Source organism: Mesorhizobium sp. AD1-1 (assembly GCF_020164655.1).
In the GTDB taxonomy this organism is placed as follows: Bacteria; Pseudomonadota; Alphaproteobacteria; order Rhizobiales; family Rhizobiaceae; genus Mesorhizobium; species Mesorhizobium ciceri.
The window spans coordinates 59,667-83,406 of sequence record NZ_JAIUGP010000009.1 but is presented as its reverse complement, the minus strand read 5'-3'; the positions used below and the strand labels follow the sequence as shown (position 1 = coordinate 83,406).

At 64.6% G+C, this 23,740-nt stretch carries 23 protein-coding genes; 10 read left to right on the top strand and 13 right to left on the bottom strand.

Annotated elements, in window-relative coordinates:
• Positions 1-5: 5 nt before the first annotated feature.
• From LB519_RS18080 to LB519_RS18055, 6 genes are all read right to left on the bottom strand, one after another.
• Positions 6-926, bottom strand: a complete 921-nt coding sequence (locus LB519_RS18080; RefSeq protein ID WP_024502122.1) for an ABC transporter permease — start codon at positions 924-926, stop codon at positions 6-8.
• Complete coding sequence (locus LB519_RS18075) at positions 923-1,789, bottom strand: ABC transporter permease (protein ID WP_224620864.1); 867 nt, start codon at positions 1,787-1,789, stop codon at positions 923-925. The genes LB519_RS18080 and LB519_RS18075 overlap by 4 nt, the downstream gene beginning before the upstream one ends.
• Positions 1,790-1,808: 19 nt before the next feature.
• Positions 1,809-2,426 carry an ANTAR domain-containing response regulator gene (locus LB519_RS18070; RefSeq protein ID WP_013528536.1) on the bottom strand — a complete coding sequence of 206 codons (618 nt, stop codon included), beginning with the start codon at positions 2,424-2,426 and terminating at the stop codon, positions 1,809-1,811.
• Complete coding sequence (locus LB519_RS18065) at positions 2,423-3,517, bottom strand: transporter substrate-binding protein (protein ID WP_013528537.1); 1,095 nt, start codon at positions 3,515-3,517, stop codon at positions 2,423-2,425. Before LB519_RS18065 ends, LB519_RS18070 begins: the two co-directional genes overlap by 4 nt.
• Before the next feature lie 177 nt (positions 3,518-3,694).
• Positions 3,695-4,183 carry a hypothetical protein gene (locus LB519_RS18060; protein WP_224620786.1) on the bottom strand — a complete coding sequence of 163 codons (489 nt, stop codon included), beginning with the start codon at positions 4,181-4,183 and terminating at the stop codon, positions 3,695-3,697.
• Positions 4,184-4,389: 206 nt separating this feature from the next.
• The gene (locus LB519_RS18055; RefSeq protein WP_224620785.1) at positions 4,390-5,259 is read right to left on the bottom strand and encodes a helix-turn-helix domain-containing protein; all 870 of its coding nucleotides are present in this window, start codon (positions 5,257-5,259) and stop codon (positions 4,390-4,392) included.
• Positions 5,260-5,351: 92 nt separating this feature from the next.
• Between LB519_RS18055 and LB519_RS18050 the strand changes: the two genes are divergently transcribed.
• Both LB519_RS18050 and LB519_RS18045 read left to right on the top strand, forming a co-directional pair.
• Positions 5,352-6,896: a 4-hydroxyphenylacetate 3-hydroxylase N-terminal domain-containing protein gene (locus LB519_RS18050; RefSeq protein WP_224620784.1), complete on the top strand. Its 1,545-nt coding sequence runs from the start codon at positions 5,352-5,354 to the stop codon at positions 6,894-6,896.
• A 6-nt stretch (positions 6,897-6,902) separates the two neighbouring features.
• Entirely contained in the window at positions 6,903-7,412 is a 510-nt protein-coding gene (locus LB519_RS18045; RefSeq protein ID WP_013528541.1) for a flavin reductase, read from the top strand.
• Positions 7,413-7,441: 29 nt separating this feature from the next.
• On the opposite strand, the gene hpaR is transcribed toward LB519_RS18045, so the two are convergent.
• The gene (gene hpaR / locus LB519_RS18040; RefSeq protein WP_224620863.1) at positions 7,442-7,837 is read right to left on the bottom strand and encodes a homoprotocatechuate degradation operon regulator HpaR; all 396 of its coding nucleotides are present in this window, start codon (positions 7,835-7,837) and stop codon (positions 7,442-7,444) included.
• A gap of 215 nt (positions 7,838-8,052) precedes the next feature.
• Here hpaR and LB519_RS18035 point away from each other — a divergent pair, with 215 nt between their 5' ends.
• From LB519_RS18035 to hpaH, 5 genes are all read left to right on the top strand, one after another.
• Entirely contained in the window at positions 8,053-8,439 is a 387-nt protein-coding gene (locus LB519_RS18035) for a 5-carboxymethyl-2-hydroxymuconate Delta-isomerase (protein ID WP_013528543.1), read from the top strand.
• An 11-nt stretch (positions 8,440-8,450) separates the two neighbouring features.
• A complete protein-coding gene (gene hpaE / locus LB519_RS18030; RefSeq protein ID WP_224620783.1) occupies positions 8,451-9,968 on the top strand; it encodes a 5-carboxymethyl-2-hydroxymuconate semialdehyde dehydrogenase in 1,518 nt (505 codons plus the stop codon).
• Positions 9,969-9,982: 14 nt separating this feature from the next.
• Positions 9,983-10,963 carry a 3,4-dihydroxyphenylacetate 2,3-dioxygenase gene (hpaD, locus tag LB519_RS18025; protein WP_224620782.1) on the top strand — a complete coding sequence of 327 codons (981 nt, stop codon included), beginning with the start codon at positions 9,983-9,985 and terminating at the stop codon, positions 10,961-10,963.
• A 235-nt stretch (positions 10,964-11,198) separates the two neighbouring features.
• Positions 11,199-12,071, top strand: a complete 873-nt coding sequence (locus LB519_RS18020; protein WP_224620781.1) for a fumarylacetoacetate hydrolase family protein — start codon at positions 11,199-11,201, stop codon at positions 12,069-12,071.
• Positions 12,068-12,874: a 2-oxo-hept-4-ene-1,7-dioate hydratase gene (hpaH, locus tag LB519_RS18015; RefSeq protein WP_224620780.1), complete on the top strand. Its 807-nt coding sequence runs from the start codon at positions 12,068-12,070 to the stop codon at positions 12,872-12,874. The genes LB519_RS18020 and hpaH overlap by 4 nt, the downstream gene beginning before the upstream one ends.
• A 28-nt stretch (positions 12,875-12,902) precedes the next feature.
• Here hpaH and LB519_RS18010 read toward each other — a convergent pair whose 3' ends face one another.
• From LB519_RS18010 to LB519_RS17985, 6 genes are read right to left on the bottom strand one after another with little or no spacing between them, the layout of a single operon-like run.
• Positions 12,903-13,925 carry a phosphotransferase enzyme family protein gene (locus LB519_RS18010; protein WP_027161142.1) on the bottom strand — a complete coding sequence of 341 codons (1,023 nt, stop codon included), beginning with the start codon at positions 13,923-13,925 and terminating at the stop codon, positions 12,903-12,905.
• Entirely contained in the window at positions 13,922-15,214 is a 1,293-nt protein-coding gene (locus LB519_RS18005; RefSeq protein WP_224620779.1) for an aminotransferase class III-fold pyridoxal phosphate-dependent enzyme, read from the bottom strand. The genes LB519_RS18010 and LB519_RS18005 overlap by 4 nt, the downstream gene beginning before the upstream one ends.
• 34 nt (positions 15,215-15,248) lie before the next feature.
• Positions 15,249-16,598 carry an aminotransferase class III-fold pyridoxal phosphate-dependent enzyme gene (locus tag LB519_RS18000; protein ID WP_063169695.1) on the bottom strand — a complete coding sequence of 450 codons (1,350 nt, stop codon included), beginning with the start codon at positions 16,596-16,598 and terminating at the stop codon, positions 15,249-15,251.
• A gap of 19 nt (positions 16,599-16,617) precedes the next feature.
• Positions 16,618-17,286, bottom strand: coding sequence for an HAD family hydrolase (locus tag LB519_RS17995; RefSeq protein WP_224620778.1), 669 nt, complete (start codon positions 17,284-17,286; stop codon positions 16,618-16,620).
• Complete coding sequence (locus tag LB519_RS17990; protein ID WP_224620777.1) at positions 17,283-18,563, bottom strand: Tm-1-like ATP-binding domain-containing protein; 1,281 nt, start codon at positions 18,561-18,563, stop codon at positions 17,283-17,285. Before LB519_RS17990 ends, LB519_RS17995 begins: the two co-directional genes overlap by 4 nt.
• Positions 18,563-19,333 carry an IclR family transcriptional regulator gene (locus LB519_RS17985; RefSeq protein ID WP_027161146.1) on the bottom strand — a complete coding sequence of 257 codons (771 nt, stop codon included), beginning with the start codon at positions 19,331-19,333 and terminating at the stop codon, positions 18,563-18,565. The genes LB519_RS17990 and LB519_RS17985 overlap by 1 nt, the downstream gene beginning before the upstream one ends.
• Positions 19,334-19,506: 173 nt before the next feature.
• On the opposite strand from LB519_RS17985, the gene LB519_RS17980 reads away from it, so the two are divergent.
• Genes LB519_RS17980 through LB519_RS17970 form a run of 3 tightly spaced genes read left to right on the top strand, consistent with a single transcriptional unit; the run spans position 19,507 to position 23,691 of the window.
• Entirely contained in the window at positions 19,507-20,955 is a 1,449-nt protein-coding gene (locus LB519_RS17980; protein ID WP_063170911.1) for an APC family permease, read from the top strand.
• A gap of 58 nt (positions 20,956-21,013) precedes the next feature.
• Positions 21,014-22,207, top strand: coding sequence for a cytochrome P450 (locus tag LB519_RS17975; RefSeq protein WP_224620776.1), 1,194 nt, complete (start codon positions 21,014-21,016; stop codon positions 22,205-22,207).
• Entirely contained in the window at positions 22,204-23,691 is a 1,488-nt protein-coding gene (locus LB519_RS17970) for an aldehyde dehydrogenase (protein ID WP_224620775.1), read from the top strand. Before LB519_RS17975 ends, LB519_RS17970 begins: the two co-directional genes overlap by 4 nt.
• The last annotated feature ends 49 nt before the right edge of the window (positions 23,692-23,740 follow it).

Genomic DNA, 23,740 nt, shown 5'->3' with positions numbered 1-23,740 from the left:
TCATTTCATCTGAGCTTGATGCGGGGGTCGATGAAGGGCGCGATGATGTCGGCCAGCAGATTGCCCAGCACGATGGCGAAGGCCGACACCAGCGTCACACCCATGATGATCGGGATGTCGACGCGCTGGATGGCCTGCCAGGCGAGCTGGCCGATGCCGGGCCAGCCGAATACGCTTTCGACGACGACGATGCCGCCCATGAAGATGCCTATGTCGATGCCGATCATGGCGATCACCGGCAGGATGGCGTTGGGCAGCGCATGGCGGAACAGGATAGCTCGCCGCGCCAGGCCTTTGGCGCGGGCGGTGCGCACGTAATCCTGGCGCAGCACGTCGATCATCGACGAGCGCATCATGCGCGCGTACCAGCCGGCGCCGAGGATTCCCATGGTCAGTGACGGCAGCACCAGATGACGCCAGGTGCCGTAGCCGCCGATCGGGAACCAGCTGAGCCGCACGGCAAAGACGTAGAGCAGCAGCAGACCGACGACGAATTGCGGCGCCGAGACGCCGACGAAGGAGGCGACCATCAGCGTCTGGTCAGTGGCGGTGCCGCGCTTGACGGCGGCGATCAGGCCCATGCTCAGGCCGAGCAACAGCTCGCACAGGATGGCGCCGACCATCAGCAACAGGCTGGCCGGCAGCCGCGAAACGATCAGCTCGGTGACTTCGGAGCGCTGGATGTAGGAGCGGCCGAGATCGCCGCTGACGAGCTTCGTGAGATAGCGCCAGTACTGGACGACGAACGGCTGGTCGAGGCCGAGCTGCTGGCGGATGTTCTCGACCGTCTGCGGCGTGGCGCTGCGGCCGGCGATCTGGCGCACCGGATCGGCCGGCAGGAGATACAGCAGCGCAAAGGTGATCAGCGAGACGCCGAGCAGGATCAGCAGCGACTGGATGAGGCGGCGGCCGAGATAGGCGATCATGCCCGGCCCCTCTGCGTCGGATCGAGAATGTCGCGCAGCGCATCGCCGATCAGGTTGAAAGCCAGCGCCAGCGCCAGGATCGCGGCACCGGGGAAGAACACCAGCCAGGGTGCGGCCTGGAAATAGGTCTGGTTCTCGAAGATGATGTTGCCCCAGGACGCCGTGGGCGGCTGGACGCCGATGCCGAGGAAAGAGAGCGTCGCCTCGAGCAGCACGGTGGTCGAGATGCCGAGCGTGCCCCAGACGATGATGGTCGGTAAGAGATGCGGCAGGATGTGGCGAAACAGGATGCGCGGCGCGCTCGCGCCGATGGTGCGTTCGGTATCGATGAACTCACGCTCCGCCAGCGATGAGGTCTCGGTGTAGATGACGCGGGCGGTCTGCACCCAGTTGACCAAAGCGATGACCATGGCGACGATCCACAGGCTGGGCTCGAACACCGCGGCCAGGCAAATGGCGAACAGCAGTGCCGGAAACGCCATCATCAAATCGGTGAAACGCATCAGCGCGCTGCCGATCCAGCCACGGAAATAGCCGGCGACAACACCGACCAGCGTGCCGATGAACAGCGCCACGCCATTGGCGACGATGCCGATGATCAGCGAGGTGCGGGCGCCGTAGAGGATGCGGGTCAGGAGGTCGCGGCCGAGCAAGTCGGTGCCCAGCCAGAATTTTGCATCCGGCGGCAAGGGCGAGCCCTCGATGGTCAGGCCGTCGAACATCTGCTCGTTGGGATCATAGCCGGTCAGCCATGGCGCCAGCACGGCGCCGGCAACGACGATGGCGACGATGACCAGCCCGAGCAGAGCCAGACGGCGCCTGACCAGCCGGCGCCAGACGCCGGCGCGCGGCTTGACCGGCATGCGCCCTGGCGCGGTGAGATCAGGCGCGATGGGACTGGTCATCGCCGCCTTCTTCCCCTGTTGCTTCTTCACTTGTCATGGCCACGATCCGCCGCGCGGCATCCTCGACGCTGATCTGCCAGCTCATCGCCAGCGAGCGCAGTTGCGCATAGGCGCGGCCATCATCGGCGCCTTTCGCCAGTGCCGTCACCGCGCGCACGATGGTCTGGCGTTCGGCAACGCGCTGGCGAAGCGAGGCGATCTCGCTGGCCAGGTGTTTTCGCGCCTCGAAACTCTGGCGCGCGATCAGCAGCGCGCTGTAGACGCCGGCATTGCCGACCGGCTTCAGCAGCTGCGCATCGGCCTTATGCGACAGCGCCCATTCGATGCGGCCCGGCGCCTCGGAACCGATCAGCGCCACCAGCGGCATCGGTGCCTCGCCCGGCTTCCAGGGGAATTGCTCGTCAAAGCCGAGATCGGCGTCGAAGAAGACGAAATCGGCGGCCAGCGCCTCGGGCGGCAGTTCCGGCCAGCAATCCAGCGTGATCAGCCCGATGGCCGACAATTGCCTGGTGATCGCCTGCACCGTCGGATGTGGGCGATGCAGGATAAACGCCCTGGCGCCGCCGAGATTGGGGATGCGTGGGGCTCTGGTCACGACACCACCCTCAGGCGCGGGCGGCCGAATGTTTTTGCCGGGTCGTAGCGCGACAGATACGGATCCGGCGCGACTTCGTCTTCGCGGCTGACGACCTCGAAGAAGCCGTCCGCGATGCGCCCGATGATCACCGGCAGTGTCGCGTGCTGCGAGTGGGCGTCGATGGCGATCGGACCGAGCCGGGTGGAGAAGCGGCGTTCGGCGAAGGCTTTGGAGAATTCCGCCGGACCGGCGTCGGGATTGCTGGAGAGCACGTCGGCCATCACCTGCACCGAGGCATAGGCGGAGGCCTCGAAGGATGAGGCAAAGGCAGCCGGGCGCGGCGCGAAATACGGCCCGACCGACAGATGTCCCTTGCCGGATTCACCGATCGCCGGCAGCTCACCTTCGGTCAGGTTGCAGGAGATGACGGGACAGGTCCCGGGACTGAAGGCGGCATCCTCGTGACCTAGGTCGCGATAGGCCGCGAGGAAGGCGTAGGACGAGGTGCCGATCAAATTGTTGAGGATGAAGTTGGGCCGCGTGGCGCGGATCTCCGCGATCAGCCGCGACACGTCGGTCTCGCCGATGCGCAGGTAGCGTTCGCCCAGCACCTTGCCGCCGGCATCCGCGATCAGGTCGCGCGCGACGCGATTCATCTCCCAGCCCCAGATGTAGTTCGAGCCGAGCAGGAAGCCGTTGGCGCCGAAACGCGGCACGACATGCGCCATCAGCGGCACCAGATGCTGGTTGGGGCAGGCGTGCATGTAGACGACATGCTCATTGGCTTCGAAGCCCTCATAGGGGCAGGCGTACCAGAGCATGCCGCCGGCTTTCTCCAAGACCGGAATGGTTTCCTTGCGGCTCCAGGAGGTGACGCAGCCGATGACATGGCGTGCGCTGCTGGTCTTGAAGATATCTTCGCAAAGCGTTGCGTAGCGGTCCGCATTGCTTTGAGGATCGCGCTCCACCGGCACCAGTTCGATGCCTGAGCTGCGATCGGCGTTGATGTCGGCTATGGCACGCATGGCGCCGATGCGGCACGCATCGGAGACGAGCTGATAGCTCCCCGAGCGGGAATACAGGATGCCGATCTCGATGCGCCGTTTCAAACAGGACCCCAGAAATGACAATGCCTCGCAACCTGCGCCGGAGGGCGAGGCATACGAGGCATTTTTGCCGCCCGGCGATCAGAGCCGGTATTTTGCGCTAGCGTATTCGGTCCGGCGGGTCAGTCAAGCCCTCAACGACATTTGCATGACCTGCCATCGCCGTTTCGCTGCCGCCGGCTATTTGGCCGCCGGCCTCTGGCCGTGTTGGCGGGCATAGGTCACACAGGCGTCCACCGTGCTGACACAAAGCGCGTCGCGCCTGTTCGGCAAATTGTTGTCGCCGGCATAGGCAACTTCGGCGACGCGGCCATCGACCATGCGAATTTGCGTATCGCAATAGCCGCCGGGAGCGACATTGACGGAGCCGCCGACCGCCGGGATCGCGCCGACCGCCAACGTCGGAACCACAATGCTGAGATTGCCGCGCTGGACGATGCGCTTGTAGGTCCAGATCTGGCCCGATTGGCCGGCGTCGGCGGTGGCGGTCGGAAACCCGGCGCACATTCGAACATCGGCTTCGCTGAGGCCGACCATCTCCTTGCGGGCAGCCGCCGCCGTTGGATCAACCTTGGCGATACGCGACGTATCGTCGGGAACGACGCAGGAAGACTGGATGCCGACACAGAGAGCAGCGAGGCCAAGCTTTCGAATGCAGGAAAATATCATGCCGACTGTCAGATTTGCCCGATTGTCAGATTTTGCGTGGCGCCCGCCGCTCCTTTCTACCTAGGCAGACAGGCGAGCGGATCAACCCGTTCAGCTTCACGAAAAAGTGGCTGTGGCTGCATCATGGCCGGTCGGGAAGCCAACGCCCTGGCGGAAGCGGACTCGCGCCGGAACGGCGCGCCAAGGTCCGCATCCATGGTCACCCATCAATGACCCTGCAACTGTTTCCGCCGCCAGGACGCGGGCGCTTCGCCGACCCGCGCGCGAAAGAATCGTGAAAAATACGCCGGGTCGTCGAAGCCGATCTCGTAGGCGATGTCCTCGACCGAGCGTACGGTGAACAACAGCAGCCGCTTGGCCTCCAGCAGCCGTCGCTCACCGACGACGCGTTTGACGCCGCTGCCCAGCACCGCGCGGCTGGCCTTGTCGAGAAGATGCGGCGTCGTGGCCAGCGCCTCGACGTAGCGATCAACAGGCCAGTTGTCGCGGAAATGCGCATCGGCGAGCCGGCGCAGCCCCAACGCCAGTGAGGCATCAGAAGACGCCGTGGCATCCTTTGTCTCGGGACTGAGGCGCGCGATGTGGGAGAGCGCGACGGCGATCAGCGCCTGCAGGACCCTGTCTTTGCCGGCTTGCGCCTCGGCGTATTCGGCGGCGATCATCTCCAGCACCGCCGCCAATCTGGCCCACGCTGCGTGCTGCGGCAGACCGTCGGCAAAGACCGGCCGGTCCAGCGGCAGCAGGCTGTGAGCCGCGATTGCCGCAAGCGCATCGTCGGCGACCGAGACGACGATGGCGTCGGTGCCGGGGCCGATCGAGAAGCCGTGCACGATAGTGCTCGGCACAAAGCTGACGGCAGGCGCCGAAAAGTCCCAGGACCGGTCTTCGATGCGGTAGGTACCGGAGCCGCTGGTCCAGAAGGTGATCTGACCCATCTGCGGGTGCTTGTGCGCGGCGACCTCACCAAGATGGATATTGCTGCGCGCAAGCACCGTCTCGACATGCAGAAAACCGACATCGAGCGGCCGCACCGGCTCGCCATAGACGAAGAAGTCGGGGATGGATCTCTGGCTCATGACGCCGGAAAAAGTCCAATCGGTTTTGCCGTTCCGTCCATAACCGATCGATGCCCAGGGCGCTAGGGTTACGGCTTAAGAGGAGGACCATCATGCGATCAGAAGACTTCCGCACTGATAAGGCACGCCCGTTCACCGGGGCCGAGTATCTGGAGAGCCTGCGCGATGGCCGCGAGGTCTATATCAACGGCGAACGCATTGCCGACGTCACCACGCATCCGGCGATGCGCAATTCGGCGCGGTCGCTGGCGCGCCTCTACGACGCCCTGCATGATCCAAGGCGGCGGGACGCGCTGACCTCGCCGACCGACACCGGCTCGGGCGGCTACACCCACAAATATTTCCGCGTTGCCAAATCTTCCGCCGAGCTTGTTGCCCAGCAGGCGGCGATCGCGGAGTGGTCGCGCATGTCCTATGGCTGGATGGGCCGCACGCCCGACTACAAGGCGGCGCTGATGAACACGCTCGGCGCCAATGCCGACTGGTACGGGCCGTTCAAGGACAATGCCCTGTCCTGGCACAAACGCGCGCAGGAAGCCGCGTTGTTCATGAACCACGCCATCGTCAACCCGCCGATCGACCGCCACAAGCCGGCTGAACAGGTGAAGGATGTCTTCGTCCACATCACCAGGGAGACGGATGCCGGCATCTACGTGTCCGGCGCCAAGGTGGTGGCGACGTCCTCGGCGCTGACGCACTACAATTTCCTGGCGCAAGGGTCGGCGACGGTGACCGAGGATCCGTCACTGTCGGTGATGTTCATCGTGCCGATGAATGCGCCGGGGATAAAGATGTTCTGCCGCGTCTCCTACGAGCAGACGGCCAATACGATGGCGGCACCCTTCGATTATCCGCTGTCGTCGCGCTTCGACGAGAACGACGCGATCCTGGTGCTCGACAATGTCTTCATCCCCTGGGAGGACGTGCTGGTGCTGCGCGATGCGCAAAAAATCCTGTCCTTCCATCCGGCCTCCGGCTTCATGCACGGCTACTGCTTCCAGGGCTGCACGCGCTTCGCCGTCAAGCTCGACTTCCTCGCCGGCCTGCTGGCCAAGGCGCTGCGCGCCACCGGCGGCGATGCTTTCCGCGGCAACCAGGCGGCACTGGGCGAGGTCATTGCGCTCAGGCACATGTTCTGGAGCTTTTCCAACGCCATGGCCTACAACCCGATCCCGTGGGCGAATGGCGCGGTGCTGCCCAATCTGGAAGCCGCGCTTGCCTACCGCACCTTCATGTCGGAAGCCTATCCGCGCGTCATCGACACCGTGCGCCGGGTGATCGCCTCGGGGCTGATCTACCTGCCGTCGTCGGTGCGCGACTTCAACAACCCCGAGATCGACAAATATCTGGCGCAATATGTGCGCGGCTCCAACGATATGGGCCACATCGAACGCATCAAGATCATGAAGCTGTTGTGGGATGCGACCGGCACCGAGTTCGGCGGCCGCCACGCGCTCTATGAGCTCAACTATGCCGGTGCGCCGGAAGAGGTACGGCTGCAGGTGCTGAAAGGCGCCGAGCGCGGCGGGCGGCTGAAGGCGATGGAAGAGCTGGTCGACACCTGCATGGCCGATTATGACGAGAATGGCTGGACCGGCGATACCTGGTTCAATCCGCTTGTCTCAACGGCCGAGTGAAATCACATGGCCACGCAGATTTCGAAAGCCGATTTCCGCGACGCCATGGCGAGGGTCTGCGCGCCGGTCAACATCGTCACCACAGACGGGCCGGCAGGACGCGGCGGCTTCACCGCCACCGCCATGTGCAGCGTCTCGGACGAGCCGCCGACGCTGCTCGTGTGCATGAACGGGCGCTCGACCCAGGCCGCCATGTTCCTGTCCAACCGGCGCTTCTGCGTCAACGTGCTGACGCATGACCACATGCATCTGGCGGGAAAGTTCGCCGGCGCGACCAGGGACATGGAGGCGCGCTACGCCTCGGCGCGCTGGCAGACGCTGACCTCCGGCACGCCGGCGCTGTCGGATGCGATCGTCAACTTCGATTGCGAGATCGAGACCGTGCATGTCGTCGGCACGCACAATGTCATGATCGGCCGCGTCATCGATGTCCGGCACGGCAGCGGCGGCTCGGCCCTGCTCTATGTCGACCGGAATTATACGCAGCCGACACGGTTGGGCAGCTTTGGCGGGTGAGCCTGGACGAAACGGCCAGGACCGACCGCTCAGCTCTCGCCGTCGATCAAGCTCTCCAAGAGGTCGAGGAGCTGCTCCAGCTTCTCATGCCCAAAACGCTGTTCGATGTCGTCATAGATGACGCGACGCTCGGGCGACAGGGCGTCGATCAGGGCGGAGCCGGCAGGCGCAATGGTCAGCACGACGCGGCGGCCGTCGCCTTCGGCCTTGTTGCGGGTGATGAATTTGCGTCCCTCGAGGGCCTTGATGATGCGCGTCAGGCTGGGCGGCAAAACCGAGGCGCGATCGGCAAGTTCCGTCGCCTCGACCGGGCCGGCTTCGCTGAGCACACGCAGCACGCGCCATTGCTGTTCGGTCACGTCATGCGCCGCAAGCATCGGCCGAAACCGCGCCATCACCGCTTCGCGGGCATGAAGCAGCGCCATCGGCAGGGAACGACGGGTATTTTCAGGCAGCAAAAAAGAGCCTCCCACGCTTGCGATCGAAACAGGCCTTCCCTCGGCCGAATCCGCCTGCCGGGGCCCGTTCCTGCCATCCCGTATCGTTGCGCCAAGGCCGATGCAAGACTTGACTTCGCGGATGCCGCATGTAATTAACGCGTTAACTACAACAAAGCAATAACCCAGGGAAACGAAGCGCCGTGCCTCATTTCTCCATCGAGTATTCGGCCAATCTCGATGCCAAGGTCGATATGGACGAATTGTGCGCGCTGGTGTTGCGCACAGTGCTGGACACCGGGCTGTTCGAGACCGGCGCCGTGCGGGTGCGGGCCTTTCGCGCCGAGGCCTACGCGATGGCCGACAGCCTGCCGGAAAACGCTTTTCTCGACATGTCGTTTCGCATCGGCACCGGCCGCAGCCCGGACGAGAAGAAGCGGACCGGCGAGGCTGTCTTCGCGGCGGTGAGCGAATACCTTGCCACCCTGTTCGAGACCCCGCATTTCGCCCTGTCGCTCGAAATCCGGGAAATCGACCCGGTGCTCAGCTGGAAGAAAAACGCAATCCACCCGCGGCTGCGCGGCAAGTGACGGAACCCGACATGTCCGACCTGCAAGGCAATCTGAACCAGGCCGAGGCCTATCTGGCCCGCTTCAAGCGCGATGGCGTTTTGAACCAGATCGGCGGCGAGGCGGTGCCGGCCCTCGATGGCGCGACGTTCGAAACGCTGTCGCCGGTCGACCTCAAGCCGCTGGCAAGCGTCGCGCGCGGCGGCGCCGCCGACATCGACCGCGCCGCCAAGGCGGCGAAGGCGGCGTTCCCAGCCTGGGCGGCCATGCCTGGCGAGGCACGCAAGAAGCTGCTGCACAAAATCGCCGACGCAATCGAAGCGCGCGCCGAGGAGATCGCTTTTGTCGAATGCATGGATACCGGCCAGGCGCTGAAGTTCATGGCCAAGGCAGCGCTGCGCGGTGCCGAGAATTTCCGTTTCTTCGCCGACCGCGCGCCCGAAGCGCGCGACGGCGAGACACTGCGTACGACTGGCCAGGTCAATATGACGACGCGGGTGCCGATCGGCCCGGTCGGCATCATCACGCCGTGGAACACACCGTTCATGCTGTCGACGTGGAAGATTGCGCCAGCGCTGGCGGCCGGCTGCACCGTGGTTCATAAGCCGGCTGAATTCTCGCCGCTGACCGCCCGCCTGCTGGTCGAGATCGCCGAGGAGGCCGGCCTGCCGAAAGGCGTATGGAACCTGGTCAACGGCCTTGGTGAAGACGCCGGCAAGGCGCTGACCGAGCATCCCGACATCAAGGCGATCGGTTTTGTCGGCGAAAGCCGCACCGGTTCGATGATCATGAAGCAAGGCGCCGGCACGCTGAAGCGCGTGCATTTCGAGCTTGGCGGCAAGAACCCGGTGATCGTCTTCGCCGACGCCGATCTCAAGCGCGCCGCCGACGCCGCCGTATTCATGATCTATTCGCTGAATGGCGAGCGCTGCACCTCGTCGTCGCGGCTTCTGGTCGAAGCCTCGATCTATGAAAGCTTCACCGCCAAAGTCGCGGAGAGGGCGAAGCGCATCGTCGTCGGCCACCCGCTCGATCCGAAAACGGTGGTCGGGCCGCTGATCCATCCGGTGCATGAAAAGAAGGTGCTGTCCTATATCGACATCGGCAGGTCGGAGGGGGCGACGCTGGCCGTCGGCGGCGGCAAGGTCGATGGACCGGGAGGCGGCTGTTATGTCGGCCCGACCCTGTTCACCAACGTGACCAACGGCATGCGCATCGCGCAGGAGGAGATTTTCGGGCCGGTGCTGAGCGCCATTGCGTTCAACGACGAGGCGGAAGCGCTGGCGCTGGCCAACGACACGCAATACGGCCTGACCGGCTATCTCTGGACCTCTGACGTCACCCGCGCCTTCCGTTTCACCGATGCGCTGGAGGCCGGCATGATCTGGGTTAACTCCGAGAACGTGCGGCATTTGCCGACCCCCTTCGGCGGCGTCAAGAATTCCGGCATCGGCCGCGACGGCGGCGACCATTCCTTCGACTTCTACATGGAGACGAAGAACGTCGCCTTCGCGACGACGGCGCACGCGATCCAGAAACTCGGCGGCTGACCGGAGGAAATCGGATGCCCTTGCCCAAACCCAATCTCTACCCCGCCTTCAACATCGTGCGCCTCAGCCATGTCGAGTTGGCTGTCACCGACCTCGCCAAATCCCGCGCCTTCTATGTCGACACGCTCGGCCTGCAGGTTACCGACGAGACATCAGGCGCCATCTACCTGCGCGCCATGGAGGAACGTGGCCATCACTGCATCGTGCTGCGCAAGGCGACGACGCCGGAAGCGCGCGATCTCGGCTTCAAGGTCTTTTCGGACGAGGACCTCGACAAGGCCGAGTATTTCTTCAAGGGCAAGGGCCTGCCGGTGGAATGGGTCGAGCGGCCCTACCAGTCGCGCACTTTTCGGACGCGCGACCCGCACGGGATTCCGCTGGAGTTCTATGCCCAGATGGAAAGGCTGCCGCCCATCCATCAGAAATATGCGCTCTACAAGGGCGTCAAGCCGCTGCGCATCGACCACTTCAACTGCTTCTCGCCCAATGTCGACGAGTCCGTCGCCTTCTACAACGAGCTCGGTTTTCGCGTCACCGAATACACCGAGGATGCCGCAACCGGAAGACTGTGGGCGGCATGGACGCACCGCAAGGGCGGCGTCCACGACATCGCCTTCACCAACGGCATCGGGCCGCGCCTGCACCACGTCGCCTTCTGGGTGCCGACGCCGCTCAACATCATCGACCTGCTCGATCTGATGGCAACCACCGGCTATTTGCCGAACATCGAACGCGGCCCTGGCCGGCACGGCATCTCCAACGCCTTCTTCCTCTATGTCCGTGATCCGGACAACCACCGTATCGAGATCTACTGTTCGGACTACCAGACAGTCGATCCCGACCTGGAGCCGATCAAATGGGACCTCAAGGACCCGCAGCGCCAGACGCTGTGGGGCGCGCCAGCGCCGAAAAGCTGGTTCGAGGAGGGCAGTGCGTTTGCCGGGGCGGAGGCGCGCCAGCCGGATTTGGCGGCTTCGCCGATCATTGCGCCGTGAGTGGATTCTAATCGATGTCAGCGTTCCTTCGCGCCCCCCTCTGTCCTGCCGGACATCTCCCCCTCAAGGGGGGAGATTGGCTAGGCCCATGGTCAGCGCCTCTCTTGCAGCGTTGGAAATTGGCGAAGGCAGAGATGACATCCGATCTTCCCCCAAGAGGGGGAGATGTCCGGCAGGACAGAGGGGGGCGCCGTAGAGCTCCAACCTCGCCCACCACCATCGCCGGAGCCGCAGCATGAACCACGCACGGCTCGCCACCTTCACCGTCGGCGGTAAGGCGCGCTATGGCGCGGTCACCAGCAAGGGTGTCATCAACCTGTCGGCGCGCCACGGCCAGTGGCCGACGCTGCGGGAGGTGATCGAGGCCGGCGCCTTGCGGCGGCTGGCGGAAGAGGCAGAGGCCTTCCCAGTCGATTTCCCGCTCGACGCCATTGCCTACGAAATTCCGATCCCGTCGCCGGAAAAGATCATCTGCGTCGGCGTCAACTACCCCGACCGCAACGAGGAGTACAAGGACGGCCAGGCAGCACCCTCGAATCCGTCGCTGTTCGTCCGTTTTCCCCGCTCCTTCGTCGGCCATGGCGCGCCGCTGGTGCGGCCGCCGGAATCCCCGCAGCTCGACTATGAGGGCGAAATCGTCATCGTCATCGGTAAGGCGGGACGGCGCATTGCCGAGGCCAACGCGCTCAGCCATATTGCGGCACTGTCGCTGTGCAATGAAGGTACCATCCGCGATTGGGTGCGGCATGCCAAGTTCAACGTCACGCAAGGCAAGAATTTCGACCGCAGCGGTTCAATCGGCCCATGGCTGGTGCCGTTCACCCACGAGGCGCAGATCGCCGACATCGCGCTGACCGCCCGCGTCAATGGCGAAATCCGCCAGCAGGACCGCACCAGCCGGATGATCTTCTCGTTTCGCAAGATTATCGCCTATGTCTCGACCTTCACCACGCTGGTGCCGGGCGACATCATCGTCACCGGCACGCCGACGGGCGCCGGCGCCCGCTTCGTGCCGCCGATCTGGCTGAAGCCGGACGATGTGATCGAGGTGGAGGCCGATGGCATTGGCATGCTTCAAAACGGCGTCGTCGACGAGGAAGCAGCATGACCCCGGAGCAAGTGGAAGACGCCGCGGCACGGCTGTTCGAGGCCGAGCGTTCACGCCGCCAGATCCGGCTGCTCAGCCTCGATTTTCCCGAGGCGACGATGGAGGATGCCTATCGCGTGCAGGCAGCGCTGGTGACGCGCAAGATCGATGCCGGGCTGAAGCCGAAGGGCTGGAAGATCGGCCTCACCTCCAAGGCGATGCAATATGCGCTCGCCATCGACACGCCGGATTCGGGCGTGCTGTTCGACGACATGTTCTTCAATGACGGCGCGTCGGTTCCGGCCGGCCGCTTTATCCAGCCGCGCGTCGAGGCCGAGATCGCCTTCGTCATGAAGGCGCCGCTGAAAGGCCCCGGCGTGACGATCTTCGACGTGTTCAACGCCACCGACTACATCACGCCGGCGCTCGAAATCCTCGATACGCGCATCGAGCGCGTCAATGCGGAGACGAAGAAGGCGCGTACCTTCTTCGACACCATTTCAGACAATGCCGCCAATGCCGGCATCGTCATCGGCGGCCGGCCGCAGCGGCCTGATGAAGCCGACATGCGCTGGATCGGCGCCATCGTCTCGCGCAATGCCGAGGTCGAGGAGACCGGGCTTGGCGCCGGCGTGCTCAACCATCCGGCGATGGGCATTGCCTGGCTGGCCGACAGGCTCGCCCGCTACGGCATGTCGATCGCTGCCGGCGAGGTCGTTCTCTCCGGGTCGTTCGTGCGTCCGGTCGAGGCGCGACCCGGCGACACGATCGTCGCCGATTTCGGCAGTTCGGGCACGGTCAGCATCCATTTCGCGAAGGGCTGACGGTTCCGCCAGTTCTTATCAATCGGCCCTATTCGCCATGCAGATAGGCAATCACCACATCGGCTGCGATGGCCGACATGCGCAGGCCGACCTCCCTGGTGATGTCGCCTTCGACGCGGCTCTGCACCCAGCCGAGGAAGGCGAAGGCCCGCAAGGCAGAGAACAGCGGCAGCGCGGCGATGTCGCGCGCCGTCAGTTCGCGCTCCTGCCGATAGCCCTTGAGCAAAGCGGCCTCGATCAGCGGATAGATCGCCTCATCGCGGTTCTGGTAAAGCGCGACGGCAAGGTCGTACATGTGCCAGCCATGGCCGCAATCGTCGAAGTCGATGATGCGGATCGCACCATCATGGACGAGCACATTCTCGCGCACCAGGTCGGCGTGGATGATGCCGAAATTGCGGGCACTGCGTTCATACGTCAATAGCGCGCGCACGGCCTTTTCGCGCGCCCGCAAAACCAGCTCCCGGCGAGGACCGTCGAGGAAGGGCGAGGTCTCGAAACGCCCCCAATTCGGGTTCGCGCCGAAGAAGCCGTCGAAATCCCAGGCATGGCGGGCAAAGCCGGACGGAGGCGTCCAGGCTGCTGTGACATTGTGCATGTGGGCGATGGTTCGCCCGATCTCGGTAAAGATCTGTCTTGCCTGCTCGGGCGTAAAATCCAGCGGCACGCCTCGCGCGCCGACGGCGCGGCCTTCCAGCCAGCTCAGGCAATCGACTTGCCGGGGTTGCATTGAGGCATTCGCGCTGACAAGCACGAACAGATCGCCAGCCGGCGTGGCGACCGCAGATGGCGTGGCGATGCCGGCCGATTGCAGAAAACCCATCCATTGCAGTTCCGAGCGCAGGGCGGCGTCCGTGTGATAGCCAAGCCGGTGAATGCGCATGGCGGCCGGCTGGCCATCGGGCAGACGGATCCGGAAGACCGCGTTCTCGCGGAATTTCAGCAGCTCCGGCTCACCCTCATCAATGCCCCAATGGGCGAGCGCGCGCCTGGCCAGCGCCGTGACATCGGCTGCCGTCTCGGGTTCGGATTGCGCGGAGACTGCGCTCACGCCTTCACTCCGCCGACTTCGCCAAGCACTTCGTCGAGGACGCCGATCAGGAAGTCGGCATTGTCGCGGGAGAACGGCATTGGCGGGCGGATCTTCAACACATTGCCGTGGATGCCGGTCTTGCCCATCAGCACGCCGCGCTGGCGCATCCGGTTGGCGACCTGCTCGGCAATGTCGGGCGCCGGTTCGCGCGTCTTGCGATCGTGAACCAGTTCGGCGCCGAAGAACAGGCCAGCGCCCCTGACCTCGCCGATACATTCATGGCGATCGGCGAGCGGGCGCAGCAGGTTGAGTGCATAGGCGCCGACGTCACGCGCGTTGGCAACGAGATCTTCCTGCTCGATGACGTCGAGAACGGCATTGGCCACCGCGCAGGAAACCGGATTGCCGCCGAAGGTGTTGAAATAACGGAAGGCGTTGCGGAAGGTCGCCAATATCTCCCTTGATGTGACCACGGCGGCGATTGGATGGCCGTTGCCCATCGGCTTGCCCATGGTGACGATGTCGGGAACGAAACCGGCGCGCTGGTGGCCCCAGAAATGGCTGCCGGTGCGGCCGAAACCGGGCTGCACCTCATCGGCGATGACCAGTCCGCCGGCGTCACGCACCGCGCGCATCGCGTCGTCGAAAAAGTCGGATGGGAGCGTCGGGAAGCCTTCATTGGCGAGCAGCGGACAAAGGATGATGCCGGACAGGCCGATACCGTCCTTTGCCAGCGCGGCGATGGCTTCGCGCACCGCGTCGCCAAAGGCTTTGCCGTTGGCCATCGCATCCGGATGGCGATAGCTGTCAGGCGCCGGCACCAGCCTGACGTGGCGGGCGCGGCCGCCGACCGGCGGCATGCGGGTGCTGAGCTGCGAAACCGCCGCGGTGTTGCCATGATAGGTGGCGTCGGTGGCGATGATGCCCATGCGGCCGGTGGCGGCCTGCGCCATGCGCAGCGCGATGTCGTTGGCCTCACTGCCGGTGCAGGTCAGGATGGCGGTCGGCAGGCTGGCATCGAAGGTCGCGGTCAGCCGCTCGACATAGTCGAGGATGGCGGTGTGCAGATAGCGCGTGTGGGTGTTGAGCAGGCTTGCCTGCCGGCACAGGGCCTCGACCACATAGGGGTGGCAGTGGCCGACATGGGCGACGTTGTTGTATGCGTCGAGATATTTGCGGCCGTCGGCATCGTAGAGCCAGACACCTTCGCCGCGCACCAGGTGCACGGGCTCGTCATAGAACAATTGCGATTTCGCACCGAGCAGGCGCGAGCGCCGGCTAACCAGCGCTTCTTGCGGTTGAGTCATTGCGTCTCGAAACTCCGTTCTCTCCAATAAACCGTCAGACCTTCGACAGGCCTGCATCCAATGCTTCGCCGATCCTCGCGACATCCGCGGCGCTGACGATAAGCGGCGGCGACAGGATGATGGCGTTACCGGAGACGCGCAGCATGACGCCGGCCTCGTAGGCCGCCTCCGAAACCAATGCCATGGTCTTCTTGTCGGCGGGCTTTTTCGTCGCGCGGTCCGAGACCAGCTCCAGCGCCGCCATCAGGCCCTTGTACCGGACATCGCCGACGATCGCATGCTTCGCCTTCAGCCCCTCCAGCACGGCTGCGAGTTCGACACCACGCGCGGCCGCGTTCTCGTTCAGGCGCAGCCGTTTGGTCTCGGCAAGCGCCGCCAGACCCGCGGCACAGCCGACAGGATGGCCGGAATAGGTATAGCCATGGCCGATGGCGCCGAAGCTGGTCTTGTCGGCCTCGAAGACATCGGCGACCTTGGCGCCGATCAAAGTGGCGCCGAGCGGGAAATAACCCGAAGTGATCGCCTTGGCGATGGTCATGAAATCGGGCTTCACGCCGGACAGCCGCGAGCCCGACCAGGCGCCGGTGCGGCCGAAGCCGGTGACAACTTCATCGGCGATCAAAAGGATCTCGTGGCGGTCGCAGATTTCGCGCACCAGCGGCATGAAGCTCTCATGCGGAACGATGACGCCGCCGGCGCCGAGAACCGGCTCCATAATGAACGCGGCGATGGTATCGCCGCCCTGGAAGGCGATCTCGTCCTCCAGCGCCCTGGCGCAGAGTTTTGCCAGCCGCACTGGGTCGGTCTCGTCGAACGGATTGCGGAAGGTCCAGGGCGCGGGAATGTGGAAGACGCCCGGCAGCAGCGGCTCGTAGTTGCGGCGGAAATTGGCGTTGCCGTTGACCGACGCGCCACCGAAATGCGTGCCGTGATAGCCTTTCTTCAGCGCCAGGAACTTGGTCCGGTCGGCCTGGCCGCGGATCTTCCAGTACTGCCGCGCCAGCCGAAGTGCCGTTTCGACCGAATCCGAGCCGCCCGAAGTGAAAAACGTCCGCACCATGCCTTCTGGCTCGAACCATTCGCAGAGTTCGTAGGCGAGCTCGATCGACGGGCCGGTCGAGGTGCCGCGAAAGCCGGAATAATAGGGCAGCGCGCCAAGCTGGTCGGCGATCGCTTTCTTGATCGGTTCGCAGCTGTAGCCGAGATTGACGTTCCACAGGCCGCCGACGGCGTCGAGCACGGTGTTGCCGGCGATGTCGGTGACCATCACACCCTCGCCTTTCATGATCACCTTTGGCGGGTTGGCCCGCATCTCGGCCGGATGCGCCATCGGATGCCAGATCGGCTTGGCGTTGGTTTCGGTGAGAAAATTGATGTCGCGCATAATGGACTCCGCAAAAATCTCAGGCAACTGGGACGAGGTCGAAATCGCCGAGGGCCTCGGCATAGGAATGAGCCGGGCGGGCGACGTCGAAATGCACCGTGCGCATGCCGGCAGCACAGCCGCCATCGACATTGCGCCGCTGGTCGTCGACGAAGACGCAAGCGCCGGCCGGCACGCCGAGCGCCTCGGTGACGAAGGCATAGGCACGCGGGTCGGGCTTGAGGATGCCGGTGTAAGTGGCGTCGATGATCACATCGAAGAGGCCAAGCAACGGCAGCCGCTGGCGGAAGTCGGCGCCGTAGAACAGGTCGAGTTCATTGGACAGGATGGCCAGTCGAAAACCGGCGGCATGCACCGTGCGAATGGTGCTGTCAGCCTCCGGCCGCACCACCTTTTCCGGCTCGGCCCCTCGCGCGCGCCGGACGAAAGTCTCCATCGCCTGCCAGTCCTCGCCCACCAGACGGCCGACCTCGCTTGTGCGTGTGCGCCAATAGTCACGCTCGCTGATCTCGTCGGCCTGCATGGCGCGCCACAGCGGATCGCTGCCCGGATCGAACGGCCCGCGCCATTGCAGCGTCCCCGGCGCGAGGCCGAGCGCCTGTTCGGTCAAGGCGTGGGTCTCGAACAGCGTGCGGGTGACGACGCCGCCGAAATCGAGGACAAGCGCCTGGACGGGAACAGCACTCACGCCGCCACTCCCTCGGCCGGCTTGCCGCGCGGGACGATGCCTTCCTCGACCCAGCGGTCGAAGATCTCGAGCGCCTTGCCGACGAAGTCGTCGCTGTTGATGTGAGCGTCGATCTCGTGGAACTCGACGCCGGCGGGAATGACCTTGCGAATTTCGTCAGTGAAGGCGGCCAGGGCTTCCGGCTCATAGAGCGGCTCGCCCTCCACGTCCCATTCCTGGATGCCCTGGGACGGCAGGATGAAGGCGGAGCGGCCTCTGGCGGCACCGAGCTTGGCGGCGATGGTCCTGGCGACCTGGCGGCGATCGTCGGCATCGACGGTGATCGAAGCGATCAGCCTGTTATGGGCATGAAACGGTCGCGTCGAGAATTTCGCCGGCAAATCCTGCCAGGTCGGCAGATCGACCATGTCGACCGCACCAGGTGCGGCGATCTGCGGAACGCCGCGGGCGCCGGCGTTCTCCAGCCGGTCGGCGCCGGAACTGACGACTGAGCCCGCGAGATGGTTGGTGATCTCCTGCAGGCTGAAGTCGAACACCGCGCAGAAATGGTCTTGGCCGGCAATCGATTCAAAGGCACGGCCGCCCATTCCGGTGGTGTGGAAGACGGCAACGTCATAGCCGCGCTGTTCCAGCGCCGGCTTCAGCGTCTTCATGTAGCGCAGGCAGCTGCTGCCGAGCGAGGTCATGCCGATGGTCGGGCCTGTTGCCGGCGCCGACACGCGCGACGCCAGCACGATTTTCGCCGCGCCGACGACCGCACCACAGGCCTGTGACAGGACCAGCCTGCAGATCGAGTTGAGGCCGTACAGCCCGCCCGCCCAGAGGATCATCATCAGGTCGGGCGCGACGCGCTCGGGTGGGATGAGGTGCGAATAGGCGATGGTCGAGACGACGAATTTCGGCACGCCGAGCGGCAGGCAAAGCGCCACGTCGAGCGCCAGATCTGTCCCCATCGAACCGCCGATGGCGATGAAGGCGTCGATCTCGCCGTTTTGATGGAGCTTGCGCACCAGTTGCACGGCGCCGCCGGCCATCAGCGTCATGGCGGTGTTCTCATCACCGCTCAAAACGATCTCGGCGATCGTCACATCCACCGCCCGCGCCACGGCGTGCTTATCGTGGTCCGGGCTGTAGGGCGGGTCGCCCAGCACGCTGACATCCATCATCACGGCGCTGCCGCCCGACTGCTCGATGCACTGTTTCATGAACAACAGCTCTTCGGCCTTTGTGTCGCCCGTGCCGATGACCAGGATGCGGGGTGCTGTCTCCGAGGGCATCAGGCCTGCCTCCTCAGGGTTTGCAGGTTTTCACCGTTGAGGCGCATGGAAATCTCCCGTGCCGCCGCCCTCACGGCAAGTCCCCGCTCCGTGATCGCGGCCGCCGTCGTTCTGGCCTTTGGCGCCGCCACCGCGATGGTGCCGAGCGCAAAGCCATCCGCCCCGCGGATTGCCGCCGCGACGCTGATCACACCTTCCTCATAGCCCTGGTCGCAGATCGAATAGCCGCGCTCGCGCGCCTCGCCCATGGATCTTGAGATGGCGGCCGGCTCGATCAGCGTATGAGCCGTGAACGCATCGAGCGAACCCGTCAGGCACGCCTTGACGGTCTCGTCGCGGGCGAAGGCCAGATAGGCGATGCCCGACGCGGTCGAATGCAGGGGCAGCAACTGGCCGATGTCGATGTTGACCCGGTTTGCCCATGCTGGATGCTCGACATGGACGGTGACCAGCCTGTCGACGCCGAATTCCGACAAATGCACGGTCTCGGCCGTCGATGCGGCCAGGTCCCGCACCAGCGGAACGGCCGTCTGCAGGAAGGGAAAGCGCGCCTCGCGGATGCGCGCCAGCCGCGACAGGCCGGCGCCGAGGCGATAGTGCCGCGTACCCGCATCCTGCTCGACGAAACCACGGCCGGCCAGCGCTACCAGCAGCCGCCTTGTCGTCGCCTTGTCGAAGCCCGAGCGGCGCGCCAGATCGGACAGGCCGAGCTCGGGCTCGTCGACGTTGAACAGCTCCAGAAGCGAGATCGCTTTTCCGACCGTACTCAAATTTGCCTCCCGGTTCGGGACAATCATTTAACGTGTGAATTAACTTGACAGGCATCAGCATTGTTTGCAAGTCTATATTCAAAATAACGGTTCAAATAATGAACCAACCACCAGAGTGCATGGGACAGGCCATTCGGCCGGCGAACTCAAGGGTTTGCAAACAGGAGGGATCAATGACAGCAGTCTCGGAACAGGCGCCGGCCAACAGGCTGCGCAAGAACAGTCTTGGCGTCGGCGCCATCACCTTCATGGTGATTTCTGCGGCCGCCCCACTCACGGCAGTCGCCGGCGGCACGCCGCTTGGCATGCTGATGGGCAATGGCGCCGGCTTTGCCGGCACCTATCTCATCGTGACCGTGCTGCTGCTTTTGTTCGCGGTCGGCTATGTCGCCATGTCACGCCATGTCGGCAATGCCGGCGCCTTCTATGCCTATGCCGCACGCGGCCTCGGCAGCATGGCCGGCGGCGCCACGGCGCTGATCGCCATCCTGTCCTACAACGCCATGCAGATCGGCGTCATGGGCCTGCTGGGCGCCGCAACCGCCGGCCTGTTCGCCGGCTGGGGCATCAACCTGCCCTGGTGGGTGTGGAGCTTCATCGCCATCGCGCTGGTCGCCGTGCTCGGCTATCGGCAGGTCGACCTCTCCGCCAAGATCCTGACGGTGCTGGTGCTGTGCGAATATCTTGTGGTGCTGATCCTCGATATCGCCATCCTCAAGACCGGCGGCGATAGCGGCCTGTCGGCGGCGCCATTCAGCTGGAGCCAGATCGTCAGCGGCTCGCCGGCCATCGCCATCCTGTTCTGCTTCGCCGCCTTCATCGGTTTCGAGGCGACGACGATCTATGCCGAGGAAGCCCGCGACCCAAAGGTCACCATTCCGCGCGCCACCTATTTCTCGGTCGTGCTGATCGGCGTCTTCTACATGCTCACGGCATGGCTGATGGCGGTCGGCGCCGGTGTCGACAAATTGCTGCCGACGCTGCAGGGATTGCAGGATCCGACGACCTTCCTGTTCGGCCTGTCCGACCGCTACGCCGGCACGATGCTTTCGCAGGCGATGAGCATCCTGTTCGTGTCGAGCCTGTTTGCCGGCGTGCTGGCGTTCCACAATGCGGTTGCGCGCTACATCTACGTCTCGGGCCGCGAGAAGCTGTTGCCGCAGACGATCGGCGTGACGCATCCGGTGCACCAGAGCCCACATGTCGCTTCCGTCATCCAGAGCGTGCTCGCCGCGGTCGTTGTCGGCCTGTTCGCCGTGCTCGGCCTCGATCCGGTGCTGGCGCTGTTTTCGTGGCTGACCAATGTCGCGACGCTCGGTGTCATCGTGATGATGGCGGTGGCATCGCTTGCCGTGGTGATGTTCTTCCGCGCCAACCCGGCGGCCCACGAGAATGCGCTGAAGACCACCATCCTGCCCGGGCTGACCTTCATCGCCTTCGTCATCATCATCTATTTGATCGTCATCAATTTCGGCAGCCTGTCGGGAGCCGGCGGTTTCCTTGGCGTGTTCCTGCCGGGGCTGGTGCTGATCGCCGCGATCGTCGGCCTGCTGCTGGCCAGCGCGCTGAAGAGCCGCGATCCGGTCGCGTTCAAAAACCTCGGCCAGCCGCTGAAAGATTGAGAAAAGCAAAGGGGCGGCATGCCACGCCGCCCCTTACACCACAAGGGGAGTGGCGGATTTGAGCTTTGCCGAAAATATCACCGTCGAGGCATTGGAAGCCGATCCCTACCCGATCTATGCAGAGCTCAGGCGCAGTGCGCCGGTCGCTTTCGTGCCGGCGGTCAATCTTTGGTTCGTCACCCGCTGGAAGGATGTCGAGAGCGTCGCCAAGTCGCCCGAGATCTTCTCCGCCGTCGTCGGCTCGTCACCAGTTGAGCGTTCCTTCGGCAAGCCGACCATCCTGACCACCGATGGCGAGACGCACAAGCAACTGCGCCAAGGCGTCGACCCGAAATACCGGCCGCGCACCGTCGCCGCCTATGCCGGCGACCTCGTGCGGTCGATTGCCGAACCTTTTCTGGACCGGATCGCCAACCAGGGCTCCGCCGAGCTGATGGCCGATTATTTCGAGCCGGTGTCGACGCTCAGCCTGGCGCGCTCGCTCGGCCTTGCCGGCATCGATATGCCGACGCTGCGCCGCTGGTTCTACGGCCTTGCCCAGGGCGCCATCAATTTCGAGAACGATCCGAAACGGCAGGAGATCGCCGACGCAATCAGTGCCGAGGTCGGCGACGCCATCCTGCCGACGCTGGAAAGACTTGCGCGCCAGCCAGATGACTCGGCGCTGTCGCATATGCTGCATGACGGCATGCCGGAGGGCACGACGCGGCCGATCGACTTTCTGATGCCCAGCATCAAGGTCATCCTGCTTGGCGGCATGCAGGAGCCCGGACATGGCGCCGGCTCGATCCTCGCCGGCCTGCTGGCTCGTCCCGAGCAATTGCGGCAGGTGCTCGCCGATCCCGAGACTTTCGTGCCGAAGGCGGTCGACGAGGGCCTGCGCTGGGTGGCGCCGATCGGCACGCAGACGCGGCAGACGACGCGGGCAGTCGAGCTTGGCGGCGTGACGATCCCGGCCGGCGCTGCCGTCGCCGCCCTCGTCTCTTCGGCAAGCCGCGACGAGAGTCGCTTTGCCGATCCCGACCGCTTCGACATCAACCGCAACGAAGGCAACCATGCCGCCTTCGGCTTCGGCCATCATTTCTGTTCGGGCCGGTTCTTCGCACGCGAGCAGATGTGCCTTGCGGTGCGGCTGTTGCTCCAACGCTTCCCCGATCTCAGCCTTGTGCCGAGCAGGGAACCGGTGTTTCGCGGCTGGGAATTCCGCGCGCCAACCACATTGCATGTTTCCCTTGGAGTCCGTCACCAATGATCAGTCAGAATGCCATCGAAACGCTGCGCAAGACGGAGATCGGCGCGCAGGGCCTGTTCATCGATGGCGTGCAGGTCGAGGCAACAGGCGGCGCAAGCCTGCCGGTGACGTCGCCGATCGACGGCCGACCTTTCGCCAGCATCGCCGACGGCAACGCCGCCGATATCGACCGCGCCGTGAAGTCGGCGCGCAAGGCGTTCGAGAAGGGCTCGTGGTCGCGCGCCGCACCCGCCTTTCGCAAGAAGGTGCTGACGAAATTCGCCGAGCTGGTCGAGAAACACGCCGATGAGCTCGCCGTGCTCGGTGTGCGCGACAACGGCACCGAGATCGGTATGGCCTACAAGGCAGAACCGCTGTCGGCGGCAGGCACCATCCGCTACTATGCCGAGGCCATCGACAAGGTCTATGGCGAGATCGCGCCGACGGCCGAGAATGTGCTCGGACTGATCCACAAGGAGCCGCTCGGCGTCGTCGGCGTCATCGTGCCGTGGAATTTCCCGCTGATGATCGGTGCCTGGAAGATCGCGCCTGCACTTGCCGCCGGCAATTGCGTGGTGGTGAAGCCGCCGGAGATCGCCTCGCTGACGCTGCTGCGGCTGGCCGAACTGGCAAGCGAGGCCGGCTTGCCCGCCGGTGTGCTCAACGTCGTCACCGGGCTTGGCGCGGTCACCGGCGAGGCGCTCGGTCTGCATATGGATGTCGACGCCATCGCCTTCACCGGTTCCGGCCCGGTCGGCCGGCGGCTGCTCGAATATTCCGCTCGCTCCAATCTGAAGCGCGTCTTCCTCGAACTCGGCGGCAAGTCGCCGAACATCGTCTTTGCCGATGCCCCCGACCTGAAACAGGCGGCGGTCGTCTCGGCCAACGGCATTTTTCGCAATTCCGGCCAGGTCTGCGTCGCCGGCTCGCGGCTTCTCGTCCAGTCAGCGGTCTATGACCGCTTCATGGATGAGCTTCTCCAGGCAACGATGCGGCTGAAAGTCGGCGATCCGCTCGATCTCGCCAACGATGTCGGTGCGGTGTCGAGCGCCGAACAGCTGGACAAGAACCTCGGTTTCGTCGCCAGGGCCACGGAAGAAGGTGCCCGTCTCGTCACCGGCGGCCAGCGGATGCTGACCGAGACCGGTGGCAGCTACATGACGCCAACGATCTTCGAGAATGTCATGCAGGACATGCAGTTGGCGCGTGAGGAGGTGTTCGGGCCGGTGCTCGGCGTCATGCGCTTCGAGACCGAGGAGGAGGCGGTGCGGCTTGCCAATTCGACCGTCTACGGGCTTGCCTCCGCGGTGTGGACCGCCAATCTCTCCACCGCGCATCGCATGGTGCGCGCCATCAATGCCGGCGTCGTCCACGTCAACACCTATGGCGGCGCCGACATCACCGTGCCGCTCGGCGGCGTCAAGCAGTCCGGCTTCGGCCGCGACAAGTCGCTGCACGCGCTGGAGAAATATTTGGAACTGAAGACGGCCTGGATCGCGCTTTGACGGCACGCTGAGCTCTCTGAGAATCTGACGACCTCCAGACGCGCGCAAG